The organism is Streptomyces sp. NPDC025833, from assembly GCF_055558055.1.
Map to the genome: position 1 here is coordinate 214,713 of NZ_JBVHNF010000014.1, position 14,182 is coordinate 228,894.

General features: G+C 70.7%; 6 protein-coding genes. 3 read left to right on the plus strand and 3 right to left on the minus strand.

All coding sequences use genetic code 11. The annotated features are described in order from the left end of the window. Window positions 1-8: 8 nt before the first annotated feature. Together ACZ4K2_RS25575 and ACZ4K2_RS25580 are read right to left on the minus strand one after the other, a co-directional pair. A complete protein-coding gene (locus tag ACZ4K2_RS25575) occupies window positions 9-2,543 on the minus strand; it encodes a Pls/PosA family non-ribosomal peptide synthetase (protein ID WP_467475930.1) in 2,535 nt (844 codons plus the stop codon). Between the two features lie 363 nt (window positions 2,544-2,906). Beyond that, complete coding sequence (locus tag ACZ4K2_RS25580) at window positions 2,907-4,436, minus strand: helix-turn-helix domain-containing protein (RefSeq protein WP_467475929.1); 1,530 nt, start codon at window positions 4,434-4,436, stop codon at window positions 2,907-2,909. A 204-nt stretch (window positions 4,437-4,640) separates the two neighbouring features. On the opposite strand from ACZ4K2_RS25580, the gene ACZ4K2_RS25585 reads away from it, so the two are divergent. Together ACZ4K2_RS25585 and ACZ4K2_RS25590 are read left to right on the plus strand one after the other, a co-directional pair. Beyond that, complete coding sequence (locus ACZ4K2_RS25585; protein ID WP_467475928.1) at window positions 4,641-5,153, plus strand: hypothetical protein; 513 nt, start codon at window positions 4,641-4,643, stop codon at window positions 5,151-5,153. A 222-nt stretch (window positions 5,154-5,375) separates the two neighbouring features. Further along, window positions 5,376-8,171 carry an aconitate hydratase gene (locus ACZ4K2_RS25590; RefSeq protein WP_467475927.1) on the plus strand — a complete coding sequence of 932 codons (2,796 nt, stop codon included), beginning with the start codon at window positions 5,376-5,378 and terminating at the stop codon, window positions 8,169-8,171. A 422-nt stretch (window positions 8,172-8,593) separates the two neighbouring features. Here the strand turns inward: ACZ4K2_RS25590 and ACZ4K2_RS25595 are convergent, their stop codons facing one another. Next, entirely contained in the window at window positions 8,594-12,397 is a 3,804-nt protein-coding gene (locus tag ACZ4K2_RS25595) for a GH92 family glycosyl hydrolase (RefSeq protein ID WP_467475926.1), read from the minus strand. Between the two features lie 339 nt (window positions 12,398-12,736). Between ACZ4K2_RS25595 and ngcE the strand changes: the two genes are divergently transcribed. Further along, window positions 12,737-14,182: an N-acetylglucosamine/diacetylchitobiose ABC transporter substrate-binding protein gene (ngcE, locus tag ACZ4K2_RS25600; RefSeq protein WP_467475925.1), complete on the plus strand. Its 1,446-nt coding sequence runs from the start codon at window positions 12,737-12,739 to the stop codon at window positions 14,180-14,182.

Genomic DNA, 14,182 nt, shown 5'->3' on the forward strand with positions numbered 1-14,182 from the left:
GGCCTTCCTCAACTCGTGGCGCCGGCGGTGGCGCCGGCCGCTCGCACGGTCCGGCCGGGGGTGCCGGGCCGGCTGTGGGTCTCGGGCATGTCCATGGCCGGGTTGCCGCCCCACTGCGCGCGCGGGGGGACCTCCTCGCCCTTCATGAGGAAGGAGTCGGGGGCCAGCACCGAGCCCTCGCCGACGGTCACGCCGTAGTGCACGTGGGCCGCGACGCCCAGCGTGCAGCCGGCGCGGAGCGTGATGGTGTCGGACTTGAAGGTGCCGTCCTCCTGCGAGTGGCACTGGATCTTGGTGCCGACGTTCAGGGTGCACTCGTCGCCGATGGCGGCGAGGGTCCGCTCGGTCACGAAGCAGCCGTCGTCGTAGACCCGCTTGCCCATGCGGACGCCCAGCAGCCGCCACACGAGGCTCTTGAAGGGGGTCCCGTTGAAGATGTTCAGATAGTGGACCGGCACCTTCCACAGCCGCTCGTGCAGCCAGAAGGTGCGGTCGTAGATGGAGCACAGCTGCGGGCGCAGCGGGCGGAACGCCGTCATGCAGCGCTCCAGCAGGATGTAGTAGGCGGTGGACAGCACGAGCGTCGCCGCCAGGTACAGGGCGATCACCACGTGGCCGACGAAGCCGTACAGGTCCACCGAGACCAGCGCGAGCAGCGTGAGCAGGAAGACGTGCAGCCAGCGCGCGAACAGCATCCAGGCCATCGAGCGCAGGTTGTAGCGGTTCTTCGCGGTGAGGTGGCGGCGCAGTTCCTCGCCCGTCCTGAGGTGGTCGAACCGCGCGTCCCGGTCCACCGAGCGGGGGATCTCGAAACACGGCGAACCGAGCAGGCCCACGCCCTCGCGGACCTCGCCGTCGAGCGGGACCATCACCTTGGTCGCGAGCAGGCAGTTGTCGCCCGTCCGGCCGCCCGAGGGATAGGCGATGTTGTTCCCCAGGAAATTGCGCGGACCGATCGAGACCCGGCTCACCCGGAAAGACGTACTGGAATATTCGGCATTGATCAGGGAAAGTCCGTCGGCGATCATCGTGCCGGTACCGACCGACACCAGGAAAGGCGTTTCGTGCTGCACCTCGGTACCGAAATTGGAACCGGTCTGCTCGACCTTCGACAGGTCGTATCCGAGTCCCTTGAGGTAATGCACGATGAACGAACTGTCCCCGAAGAGCCAGGCGTAGAACTTTATGTTGGTCACGCGGGCCGCCGCGCGGTGCAGTGTGTAGTGCAATCCGTAGAGCGGATAGACCCGGTCGGGCCGGATGGCCAGGCTCAGCAGGCGCGGCACGGCGTACAGGGCGGCCAGGCCGACGACGACGGCGCCGAGGAACAGCGTGAGCGAGACGGCCAGCGCGTCGGGGACCAGCTCCGGCCGGGACACCGCGGCCGTCTCCGGGTCGAGCCGCTTGCCGAGCGCCGGCACCTCCTTGAACAGCATGTAGATGCCGCCGACGGCGAGGGGCACGTAGACCGCGAGCAGTTGCACCAGCGTCGCGGTGCCGAACCAGGCCCGGCGGGCGGTGCCGCACCCGGCGGGCGGGATCCGCAGGTAGTCGATGCCGGTCGGCTCCGCCGGGGACCCGTGCCAGTGCGCGCCGGCGGGGACCGCCTGGCCCCGGTGCAGCGCGGAGGAGTGGCCGAGCTGCGCGCCGTCGCCCATCGCGGTGTCGATGTCCAGGACGGTCTTCTCACCGATGAACACGTCCCGGCCGAGGGTGACGTGCCCGGTCTCGATGCGGCCCGCGTGGGCCCGGTAGCCCTGGAAGAAGCACTCCTTGCGGATCACCGTCCCGGCGCCGATCGTCACCAGGTCGGTGCAGACCGGGACGGAGCGGGAGAGGATCGTGACCCCCTTGCCGATCCGCGCGCCGAGCGCCCGCAGGTACAGCACGTACAGCGGGGTGCCGGCGAGGAGCAGCATCGGATTCGCGTGCAGCAGCGCCTTGACCAGCCACAGGCGCATGTAGGCCAGGCTCCAGAGGGGGAAGTCGTCCGGTTTCCAGCGGCCGACGAGCAGCCATTTGGCGATCACCGGGAAGACGCAGAGCAGGACGAAGCCGCCGCTGCCGAAGACGAGCGACCGCAGGTATATCTCCAGCGCGCCCGAACCGGCGGCGATCCAGTCGTACCCGGCGGCGGTGACGAAGCCCCAGACCAGGGAGTAGAGGAGGAAGACCAGCAGCTGGGCGGTCCCGCACAGCAGGTGGCCCGCCCGGCTCGGCCGGGTCGGGGATGCCGCGGGCGCCGCGGGTACCGCCGGCGCCGGCCGGGGGCCGGTCCCGTCGACGGCGGCGGGCGCGGCCGGGGCCAGGGCCGCCGTCAGGCTCCGGACCGTGGGGTGCCGGTAGATGTCCCTGATGGACGGAGAGGGCAGATCGGGGTCTTTCCGCAGCCGGGCGCAGAACTGGGCCATGACCAGTGAATTGGCGCCGAGGTCGGTGAAGAAATGACTCTCGGCCGGTACGTGATCGGCGCCGACCAGTTCGGCCAGAGTGGCCGCGAGTCTGTTTTCGGTCTCCGTCCCGGTCGGACCGGTGTCGCTCATGGAGACGGCAGGTTCATCCGACCCTGATATGGGGACCTCGGAGGACTGCTCCACCATTGGATCTCCTGAGGACGTGTGGATGTCGGTGGCCGGCGGATCTCTGATCACGAGCCGCCTGTTTCAGTTTGGACAGGCAATCACCAGGCTGCCACTTCGCACCGGCCCGCCCGCCCGCCGCGAAAGCACGCCCGGTCCGTCGTTCCCGCATTTCCGGCGGTCCGGGCCGTTTCACGTTCACCCGATCAGCGGGCCCCGCACGCGGGTACGCCCCCGGCGCCCCGGCGGCGTCCCCGGACACGCCACCGCACCCCTCCCCGACCCGTCGCGACGCGGGCCTGGAAGGGGTGCGGTGGTGTTCGTGGGTCAGATGTCGCGGAAGATCTCGATCTGGGCGCCGACCGAGTTCAGGCGCTCGGCGAGGTCCTCGTAACCGCGGTTGATGACGTAGACGTTGCGCAGTACCGAGGTGCCCTCGGCCGCCATCATCGCCAGCAGGACGACCACCGCCGGCCGCAGCGCCGGCGGGCACATCATCTCGGCCGCGCGCCAGCGGGTCGGGCCCTCGACCAGCACCCGGTGCGGGTCGAGGAGCTGGAGCCGGCCGCCGAGGCGGTTGAGGTCGGTGAGGTAGATCGCGCGGTTGTCGTAGACCCAGTCGTGGATGAGCGTCTGGCCCGAGGCCACCGCCGCGATCGCCGCGAAGAACGGCACGTTGTCGATGTTCAGGCCGGGGAACGGCATCGGGTGGATCTTGTCGATCGGCGCCTCCAGCTTGGAGGGCCGGACCGTCAGGTCCACCAGCCGGGTCCGGCCGTTGTCCGCGCAGTACTCGGCGCCGCGGTCGTGGTCCAGGCCCATCTCCTCCAGGACCGCCAGCTCGATCTCCAGGAACTCGATCGGCACCCGGCGCACCGTCAGCTCCGACTCGGTGACCACGGCGGCGGCCAGCAGGCTCATCGCCTCGACCGGGTCCTCGGAGGGGGAGTAGTCCACGTCGGTGTCGATGTCCGGCACGCCGTGCACGGTGAGCGTGGTGGTGCCGATGCCCTCCACCCGGACGCCCAGCGCCTCCAGGAAGAAGCACAGGTCCTGGACCATGTAGTTGGAGGAGGCGTTGCGGATGACCGTCACGCCGTCGTGCCGGGCGGCGGCCAGCAGCGCGTTCTCGGTCACCGTGTCGCCGCGCTCGGTCAGGACGATCGGCCGGGTGGGCCGCACCGAGCGGTCCACCCGGGCGTGGTACTGGCCCTCGGTGGCCGCGACGTCCAGCCCGAACCGGCGCAGGGCGATCATGTGCGGCTCGATGGTCCGCGTGCCCAGGTCGCAACCGCCGGCGTACGGCAGCTTGAAGTGGTCCACGCGGTGCAGCAGCGGGCCGAGGAACATGATGATCGAGCGGGTGCGCACGGCGGCCTCCGCGTCGATCGCCGTCATCTCCAGCTCGGCGGGCGGAACGAGTTCCAGGTCGACGCCGTCGTTGATCCAGCGGGTGCGCACGCCGATGGAGTTGAGCACCTCCAGCAGGCGGTACACCTCCTCGATGCGGGCCACCCGGCGCAGCACCGTGCGCCCCTTGTTCAGCAGCGAGGCGCACAGCAGGGCCACGCACGCGTTCTTGCTGGTCTTCACGTCGATGGCGCCGGACAGGCGGCGGCCGCCGACCACGCGCAGATGCATCGGACCCGCGTAGCCCAGCGACACGATCTCGCTGTCCAGGGCTTCACCGATTCGGGCGATCATCTCAAGGCTGATGTTCTGGTTGCCGCGCTCGATGCGGTTCACGGCGCTCTGGCTGGTGCCGAGCGCCTCCGCGAGTTGCGCCTGTGTCCAGCCCCGGTGTTGCCGGGCGTCACGGATGAGCTTGCCGATGCGTACGAGGTAGTCGTCTGACATGAGACTGAGGTTATCTCAGATATGAGATGTTGACCTCCGGAGGCTTCCCCGCGTGGCGCGTGTGACGGCAAGTCAGCCCCGTTCGGCGCAGCGGAGGCCGGGTACCTCGCGGGGCCGGGGCGAATCCATCGGCGGGGCGGAGCCGGGCCGGCCGGGGAACCGCGTCCGGTGCGTCCCCCTCTCAGTGTCCGGAAAGGGATACACATGAAGATCCAGACGCGCCGGGCCCTCGCCGTGGCCGCGCTGCTCGCCGGCTGCTGTTCGCTCCTCTCCTGCGGAACGGACCGGGCGGACGCCGCGCGGGCCACACCGGCCGCGCCGAAGCCGTCCGCCCCGGCCACGACGGGGCCGTCCGCCCCGGACCGGGAGTGCGACGCCGGGGAGGCCCTGGCCGCCGCGGAGGGCGGCACGGCCCCGCCGGCGGCCCCGCCGAGCCGCTGGCTGCCGGTGGCCGGCGGGTTCCGCGCGTACCTGAGGGCGGACGCCCCCGAGGCGGACGCCGCCGTCGCCGCCCACGTCGTGCGGGCCTGCGCCGGCGTTCCCGGGGGCGGCGGCCGGGCGGAGGCCGTCGTCTGGGTGGACTACGGCGTGTGGGACGACGCCGGGCTGGTCCGCACCGCCGCGGCGTTCGCCCGCTGGCGGCAGTCGGTCCAGGGCGGCCACGGCCACGTGCGGGTGCTCGCCCCGGCCAAGATGGACGCCGAACGGTCCTGGTAGCCGTCGCCCGGCGGGTCCCGCGGTGCGCGCCGGGCCGGGTCGGGCATGACCGGGCGGCGCCCATGTACTAGTGTTATCTCGACATCGAGATATCTGCCGAGGTGCACCGTGGCCGCCGCGTCAGTTAGGCATACCTAACTTAGCCTGACCTCACTGGTTCGGCCAAGCCGGCGTGGCGGCACGATTGACGGTGGTACGCGCACATCAATGAAGGAGACTGTCGTGTCGGCGAACAGCTTCGACGCCCGCAGCACGCTGCAGGTGGGCGACGAGTCGTACGAGATCTTCCGGCTGGACAAGGTGGAGGGCGCGGCCCGCCTGCCGTACAGCCTCAAGGTCCTGCTGGAGAACCTGCTCCGCACGGAGGACGGCGCGAACATCACCGCCGACCACATCCGCGCCCTCGGCGGCTGGGACTCGCAGGCCCAGCCCAGCCAGGAGATCCAGTTCACGCCGGCCCGCGTGATCATGCAGGACTTCACCGGCGTGCCCTGTGTCGTCGACCTCGCCACCATGCGCGAGGCCGTGAAGGAACTCGGCGGCGACCCGGCGAAGATCAACCCGCTGGCCCCGGCCGAGCTGGTCATCGACCACTCCGTCATCGCCGACAAGTTCGGCACCAACGACGCCTTCAAGCAGAACGTCGAGCTGGAGTACGGCCGCAACAAGGAGCGCTACCAGTTCCTGCGCTGGGGCCAGACCGCCTTCGACGAGTTCAAGGTCGTCCCGCCGGGCACCGGCATCGTCCACCAGGTGAACATCGAGCACCTGGCCCGTGTCGTGATGGTCCGCGACGGCAAGGCCTACCCGGACACCCTGGTCGGCACCGACTCGCACACCACCATGGTCAACGGCCTCGGCGTCCTCGGCTGGGGCGTCGGCGGCATCGAGGCCGAGGCCGCCATGCTCGGCCAGCCGGTCTCCATGCTGATCCCGCGCGTCGTCGGCTTCAAGCTCACCGGCGAGCTGCAGGCCGGCACCACCGCCACCGACCTCGTGCTCACCATCACCGAGATGCTCCGCAAGCACGGCGTGGTCGGCAAGTTCGTCGAGTTCTACGGCGAGGGCGTCGCCGCCACCTCGCTGGCCAACCGCGCCACCATCGGCAACATGTCGCCGGAGTTCGGCTCCACCGCCGCGATCTTCCCGATCGACGACGAGACCCTGAACTACCTGCGCCTGACCGGCCGTTCCGACCAGCAGGTCGCCCTCGTCGAGGCGTACGCCAAGCAGCAGGGCCTCTGGCTGGACCCGGCGGCCGAGCCGGACTTCTCCGAGAAGCTCGAACTGGACCTGTCCACGGTCGTGCCGTCCATCGCCGGCCCGAAGCGCCCGCAGGACCGCATCGTCCTCGCCGAGGCCGCCCAGCAGTTCGCCAAGGACGTCCTCAACTACGTCGACGCCCCGGCCGTCCAGACGCCGGCCGCCGCGGCCTCCCCGGTCGACGAGGCGAGCGCCGAGTCCTTCCCGGCCTCCGACGCCCCGGCCTACGGCCACGAGGAGAACGGCGCGGGCGCCCCGCAGCACGGCCAGGGCACCGGCGCCGTCCCGTCCGACCCGGTCACCGTGACCGCCCCCGACGGCACGTCGTACGAGCTGGACCACGGTGCGGTGACGGTCGCGGCCATCACCTCCTGCACCAACACGTCCAACCCGTACGTCATGGTCGCCGCCGCGCTGGTGGCCAAGAAGGCGGTCGAGAAGGGCCTGACCCGCAAGCCGTGGGTCAAGACCACCCTCGCCCCGGGCTCCAAGGTCGTCACCGACTACTTCGAGAAGGCGGGCCTCACCCCGTACCTCGACAAGGTCGGCTTCAACCTCGTCGGTTACGGCTGCACCACCTGCATCGGCAACTCCGGCCCGCTGCCGGAGGAGGTCTCCCAGGCCGTCAACGACCACGACCTCGCGGTCACCTCGGTCCTCTCCGGCAACCGGAACTTCGAGGGCCGCATCAACCCCGACGTCAAGATGAACTACCTGGCGTCCCCGCCGCTGGTCGTCGCCTACGCCCTCGCGGGCTCCATGAAGGTGGACATCACCCGGGACGCCCTGGGCACCGACCAGGACGGCAACGAGGTCTTCCTGAAGGACATCTGGCCCTCCGAGGCCGAGGTCAACGAGGTCGTCGCCAACGCCATCGGCGAGGACATGTTCTCCAAGTCCTACAGCGACGTCTTCGCGGGCGACGCCCAGTGGCAGTCCCTCCCGGTCCCGACCGGCAACACCTTCGAGTGGGACGCCGAGTCGACCTACGTCCGCAAGCCCCCGTACTTCGAGGGCATGGAGATGGAGCCGGCCCCGGTCACCGACATCGCCGGCGCCCGCGTCCTGGCCAAGCTGGGCGACTCGGTCACCACCGACCACATCTCCCCGGCCGGCGCCATCAAGGCCGACACCCCGGCCGGCCAGTACCTCACCGAGCACGGTGTGCAGCGCCGCGACTTCAACAGCTACGGCTCCCGCCGCGGCAACCACGAGGTCATGATCCGCGGTACCTTCGCCAACATCCGCCTGCGCAACCAGATCGCGCCGGGCACCGAAGGCGGCTACACCCGCGACTTCACCCAGGCCGACGCGCCGGTGTCGTTCATCTACGACGCCTCCCGCAACTACATCGAGCAGGGCATCCCGCTGGTCGTCCTGGCCGGCAAGGAGTACGGCTCCGGTTCGTCCCGCGACTGGGCGGCCAAGGGCACCGCGCTGCTCGGCGTCAAGGCCGTCATCGCCGAGTCGTACGAGCGCATCCACCGCTCGAACCTCATCGGCATGGGCGTCCTGCCGCTCCAGTTCCCGGAGGGCCGGACGGCCGAGGACCTCGGTCTGACCGGTGAGGAGACGTTCTCGTTCTCCGGCGTCACCGAGCTGAACGAGGGCACCACGCCGCGCACGGTCAAGGTCACCACCGACACCGGTGTCGAGTTCGACGCGGTCGTCCGCATCGACACCCCCGGTGAGGCCGATTACTACCGCAACGGCGGCATCATGCAGTACGTGCTGCGCAGCCTGATCCGCAAGTAAGCGGCACAGGCGGGCGGTTCCGAGGGCCGCACCCCCGACCGGGGGTGCGGCCCTTCGCCGTACCCGGGCGGACACCCCGCGCCCCGCTCACCGGCCGGGGTACTCCGAGGCGACGGGGACGGCGGCGGCACCGGGGGGCTCCGCGGGGTCCGGGACGGCCGGTCCGGCCCAGATGACCATGCCGGGCGCAGGCGTCGCACAGCGGCTCCAGCCGCTCCGCACCGGGGTCTTCCGGCGCCGTCCGCCCCGGCAACGCCTCGGCGGCCGGGCGGACCCCGCGGCACGGGCCCGGCCGGCGCGCTGTCCTGCGTCGGTGGCGCGGTCCGTGCGTGTGCACCCTCGCCACGGACCGGGCCCGGCGCACGCGGAGGCGGCCCGTGCCCGGGACCCGGGCACGGGCCGCCTCCGCGGCCGGGCTCCGGTCAGGCCAGCAGCTCCACCTCCGCCAGGGTCGCCTCGCCGTCCAGGACCAACCGGTACCGCGCGTACGTGCCCGGTGCGGCGATGGTGAAGGCGCGGGTCTGGCGGTCCCAGGCGAACGCCTCACCGGAGCGGTGGTCCAGGGTGTGCCAGGCCGTGCCGTCGGCGGAGCCCTGGAGGGTCCAGCCGGCCGGCGCCCCGGTGTGGTCGGCCCCCGAGGTCAGGGTGTACTGGACGGGCCGTACGGCGCCCTCGACGGGCAGCTCGGCCGAGGTGACCTCCGCGGCGGTCGCCGACGTGTCGTCGAAGAGCGCGCCCGCGCCCCTCAGGACGTCCGCGCGGGGCGTCGGCACCCGGTCGTCCCGGGTGACGGATACCGGCGCCGCGTCCTCGCCGGAGCCCCAGGCCGAGGGCTGCGGCCCCATGCGGAAGTCCAGCACCCCGCCCCTGGACAGCAGCGAGTGCGGCAGGGACGTCGAGTTCCAGGGGCGCCCGTCGACCAGCACGCCCTGCACGTAGACGTTCCGCGCGCTGTTGTGCGGCGCCCGCACCACCAGGTCCCGGCCGTTCTCCAGGTGCACGGTCGCCTTCTTGAACAGCGGGGAGCCGATGGCGTACTCGCCGCTGCCCATGACCAGCGGGTAGAAGCCGAGCGCGGAGAAGAGGTACCAGGCAGACTGCTCGCCGTTGTCCTCGTCGCCGTGGTAGCCCTGCCCGATCTCGCTGCCGGTGTAGAGCCGGGAGAGCGCCTCGCGCACGTACGCCTGCGTCCGCCACGGCCGGCCGGCCGCGTCGTACATGTAGGCGACGTGGTGGGCGACCTGGTTGGAGTGGCCGTACTGGCCCATCCGGACGTCCCTGGCCTCGGTCATCTCGTGGATGACGCCGCCGTAGGAGCCCACCTGGTCCGGGGAGGCCGTCTCCGGGGTGGCGAAGTACGCGTCGAGCTTGTCGGCGAGGCCCCGCCGGCCGCCGTAGAGGTTGGCCAGGCCCCGGCTGTCCTGCGGGACGGTGAAGGCGTAGCCCCAGCCGTTGGTCTCCGTGTAGTCGTAGCCCCACACGCGCGGGTCGTACGCCGTGGAGTCCACCCGCCAGCGGCCCCGGGCGTCCCGTCCCTGGAAGAAGCCGGCCTCGGCGTCGAACAGGTGCACGTAGTCCCGCGCCCGGTCGAGGAAGTACGCCGACTCCTCCCGGTAGCGCTTCTCGCCGGTCTTCCGGTACAGGGCCTCGCCCATCTTCGCGATGCCGTAGTCGTTGACGTAGCCCTCCATCGCCCACGACAGGCCCTCGCCCGTGTCGGTACCGGTGTAGCCGAGGAACGGCGAGGTGCTCATGCCCTTGCGGCCGACACCGGGGGCGGGCGGGACGACGGTCGCGTTCTTCACGGCCGCCTCGTAGGCCGCCTTCGCGTCGAACCGCACGCCCTTGACGTAGGCGTCGGCGAAGGCCACGTCCGAGGAGGTGCCGGTCATCAGGTCGGCGTAGCCGGGGGAGGACCAGCGGGACGTCCAGCCGCCGTCCTCGTACTGCTGCACGAACCCGTCGACCAGCTCGCCCGCCTTGGTGGGGGTCAGGAAGGAGTACGCCGGCCACGTGGTCCGGTAGGTGTCCCAGAAGCCGTTGTTGACGTACACCCTGCCGTCGACGATCTTCGCGCCGGTACGGGTCGGGGTGTCCGGGCCCGGCATCGGGGAGAACGGCGAGGCGTACCGGTCCTTCCCGCCGGCCCGCTCGAAGCCGGAGTTGGGGTACAGGTACAGCCGGTACAGCCCGGAGTAGAGCGTCGTCAGCTGGTCCGGGGTCGCCCCCTCCACCTCGACCTTGCCGAGCAGCCCGTCCCAGGTCTGCCGGGCGCGCGCCTCGACGGCGGCGAAGGACGTGCCCCGCGGGATCTCCTGGCGCAGGTTGTCCCTCGCCTGGTCGGTGCCGATCAGCGAGGTGGCCAGCCGCAGGGTGACGGTGCGGTCGGCGCCCGCGTCGAAGCGCAGGTAGCCCTTCACCCCGCTCGACGCGCCGTCGGTGACCGGCCTGTCGAACTCGCCGTACACGAAGAGCCGGGTCGCGCCCGTGGACAGCCCCGACTTCACGTCCGAGTAGCCGGTGACGATGCCGTGCTCCTCGTCGAGCGTCAGGCCGGCCTGCTCGGTGACGTTGTCGAACAGGACGCTCGCGTCGTCGCCGGGGTAGGTGAAGCGGAGCACCGCCGCGTGGTCGGTCGGCGTCATCTCGGCCTTCAGGCCGTTCTCGAACCGCACCCCGTAGTAGTACGGCCGCGCGGTCTCGTTCTCGTGCCGGAAGGGCAGCTCACGCGCCGTGCGGCCGGTGTCCGGGGTGCCGGCCGCGGCCGACGGCATGAGCTGGAAGGTCTGCCTGTCGCCCATCCACGGACTCGGCTCGTGGCTCGCGCTGAACGCCTGGACCGTCGGCAGGTTGTCGGCGTTGTTCGCCCGGGCGTACTCGTAGAGCCAGCTCAGCGAGGACGCGTTGGTCACCGGCGTCCAGAAGTTGAAGCCGTGCGGCAGGGCCGTGGCCGGGAAGGTGTTGCCGCGCGAGAAACTGCCGCTGGAGTTGGTGCCCCGCGTGGTCAGCGCGTAGTCCGCGAGGTGCGCCTTCGGCCGCTCGGGCGCCACCGGCCGCAGCGAGACGTCGTCGAGCCAGCCGCGGAACTTCGCCGGGCCGCCCGGGGAGTCGTAGGCCAGCAGGATCCGGTCGACGGTCCGGCCGGCCGCCACCGGGCCGATCCGCGCGGCCACGTGGTTCCACTGGTTGACGTACAGCGCCTTCGACGCGCCCTGCCCGCGCGGGGAGAGCGGGAAGCCGTGCCGGTCCAGGGCGCCCAGGTCGCTCAGGTAGGTGCCGTCGGTGAACGCCAGGTCGACCGAGACGTTGGTGGCGTCGTAGTCGCGGTCGCCGTCGGCCATCGAGGGGAAGACGTCGTACGACAGCTCGGTGTCGCGGCCGACCGCCACGTTCACGTCGAAGACCTTGTCGGTCGAGTACGCGCGGCCGTCCGCGGTGTGCCGCCCGGCGTAGCGCAGCGCCCGCTTACCCGTGAACCCGGCGCGCGCCTTGGCCGTCGGGGAGCCGCTCGGCCCCTTGTCGACCAGGGTCAGCATGTCCTGCGGCACCGGACCGCCCCCGCCCCCGGTGGAGAACTGCACGTCGGCGAGTTGCAGGAGGCCCGGGGCGCCGTTGTTGCGCGTCACCTCCAGCCGGAAGTGCCGGTACTCGGCCGGTTCGGCGAGGTCGTACGTCGTCGTCTTGAACCGCTCGGAGAAGGTCTGGTCCGAGCGGGTGTCGACGGTCTTCCAGTCCTCGCCGTCGACGGAGCCGAGCAGGGTCCAGTCCGCGGGGTCGCGTTCGGCGTGGTCGTTGGCCGAGGTGAGCGCGTACGCCGCCGTCCTGACGGGCCGGTCGAGGTCGAACTCCACCCAGCCGGTGGGCTCGAACGCCAGCCACTTGGTGCCGGGCTCGCCGTCCACGAGGTTCTCCTTGACCTCGCCGGCGCCGGGGTTCTCCGCGCTCGCCCGCACTTCGGTGACGTGGTCGGTGGCGTTGCCCGGGATCCCGGTGCTGTAGCCGCCGTCGACGCCCGAGGCGCGCCGGTGGCCGTCCGGGCCGGTGTCGACGGTGTTCAGCCAGTCCGGCGCCGGCTCGCCCGCCTCGAACGAGGACGCGAACTCCCGGTCGGCCGCGGGGGCGCCGGCCGGCAGGGCGACCGCCGCGCCCGGTGCGCCGACGGCCATGACGAAGGCGGCCGTGAGCACGGCCGCCGGACCCCGTCTGTGCCGAGTTCTCCGCTGCATCTACGGATTCCCCTCCTGCGCCCGTCCGGACAACGTTGTCTGCTTCCGGGTGCGGAAACCAGTAGGTAGCCAAGTGTCCCGTGATGTCAAGGGTGTTGACTGCGCCATTCAGGGACTTATGCCGCCGAATCCTCCGGTACGGGCCTCTTCTCCGGCTCCTATTTCGGTGAGGTCTCAACTCGGAAAAGACCCATCGGGAACCTTGCATTCGATCTTGTCCGGTGACCGTAAGTGGACTATACCTGTCGGCGTTTCCCGCACGACCCTGCACTACCCGACAGCGGTGCCGGGGAGGATCCGGTTCACCGCCTGAGTCCTGGAGAAGGCGAGGACTTGAGCATGGGATCCACTGCGCACCACGGTTCTGAAGGCGTCGGCCGGCGTGATCTGATCAAGCGTTCGGCGGCACTCGGTCTGGTCGCCGTACCGGGGATGGGGCTGATGTCCGCCTGCGCGAGCAGCGGCGGCGACGGACAGGAGAAGGCCAAGGCGGGCAAGAAGACCGCCAAGAACCCGCTCGGTGTCAACGACGGCGCGGGCATGGAGTTCGTCCTCTTCGACGGCGGCTTCGGCAAGGAGTACGCCGAGGACGCGGTCAAGCTCTACCAGCACGACTTCCCCAAGGCCAAGGTGAAGTTCGCGGCCACCCAGAAGATCCAGTCCACGCTCCAGCCCCGGTTCAACCAGGGCAACCCGCCGGACCTCATCGACAACTCCGGTGCCGAGCAGATGGACATGGGCGTCCTCGTCGGCAAGAACCAGCTCGCCGACCTGACCCCGCTGCTGGACGCCCCGTCGTACGACGACCCGGGCAAGAAGGTCCGCGACACGCTGCGCCCCGGCATCGTGGAGATGGGCCAGTTCGACGGCGACCCGGTCTGGATCCTGTACTACGCCTACACGGTGTACGGCGTCTGGTACTCGCAGAAGGCCCTGGACTCGCTGGACGCGGCCTACCCCGAGACCTGGGACGAGATGCTCGCGCTGTGCGCGAAGGCGAAGAGGAAGGGCATCGCGGGCTGGACCTACGCGGGCAAGTACCCGTACTACATCCCCTTCTCGCTCTACCCGATGATCGGCAAGGTCGGCGGGCGCGAGGTGCTCGACGCCATCGACAACCTGGAGCCGAACGCCTGGAAGCACCCGGCGGTCAAGGCCTGTTTCGAGGCCTACTACGAGCTGTACAAGAAGGGCTACGTGCTCCAGGGCACCCCCGGTCTGGACCACATCCAGTCGCAGACCGCGTGGGCCAAGGGCAAGGCGCTGTTCCTCCCGAACGGCTCCTGGGTGGAGAACGAGTCGGCCAACGTCATCCCGCCCGACTTCGACCTCGCCGTCTCCGCGCCCTCCGGGCTCGACGGCTCCGACAAGCTGCCGTTCGGCACCATCTGGGCCTCGGGCGGTGAGCCCTTCGTCGTCCCGGCCAAGGCCAAGAACTCCGAGGGCGGGATGGAGCAGCTGCGCATCATGCTCTCCGAGGCGTCCTCGAAGAACTTCACCGCCAAGGTGAAGTCGCTGACCGCGTTCAACGGCGGCACCACCGGCATCGCCCTCACCCCGGGGCTGAAGTCGGGCGTGGCGGCCCTGGACAAGGCCGGGGACAACGTGGTGAACCCCCGGCTCCAGGACTGGTACGTGCAGCTCCAGAAGGAGAAGATCGGCGTCTCCGGTCTCGGCGAGATGATGGCCGGCCGGCTCACCCCGGCGGAGGCCATCAAGAAGATCCAGGGCTTCGCCGACGAGGCGGCCAAGGACAGCTCCATCAAGCACTACAAGCACCAGTAA

Excerpts from the sequence above, each read along its gene's own strand:
- ACZ4K2_RS25580 (WP_467475929.1), bottom strand. The coding sequence starts at position 4,436 with ATGTCAGACGACTACCTCGTACGCATCGGCAAGCTCATCCGTGACGCC.
- ACZ4K2_RS25595 (WP_467475926.1), bottom strand. The coding sequence starts at position 12,397 with ATGCAGCGGAGAACTCGGCACAGACGGGGTCCGGCGGCCGTGCTCACG.
- ngcE (WP_467475925.1), top strand. The coding sequence starts at position 12,737 with ATGGGATCCACTGCGCACCACGGTTCTGAAGGCGTCGGCCGGCGTGAT.
- ACZ4K2_RS25575 (WP_467475930.1), bottom strand. The coding sequence starts at position 2,543 with ATGAGCGACACCGGTCCGACCGGGACGGAGACCGAAAACAGACTCGCG.
- ACZ4K2_RS25585 (WP_467475928.1), top strand. The coding sequence starts at position 4,641 with ATGAAGATCCAGACGCGCCGGGCCCTCGCCGTGGCCGCGCTGCTCGCC.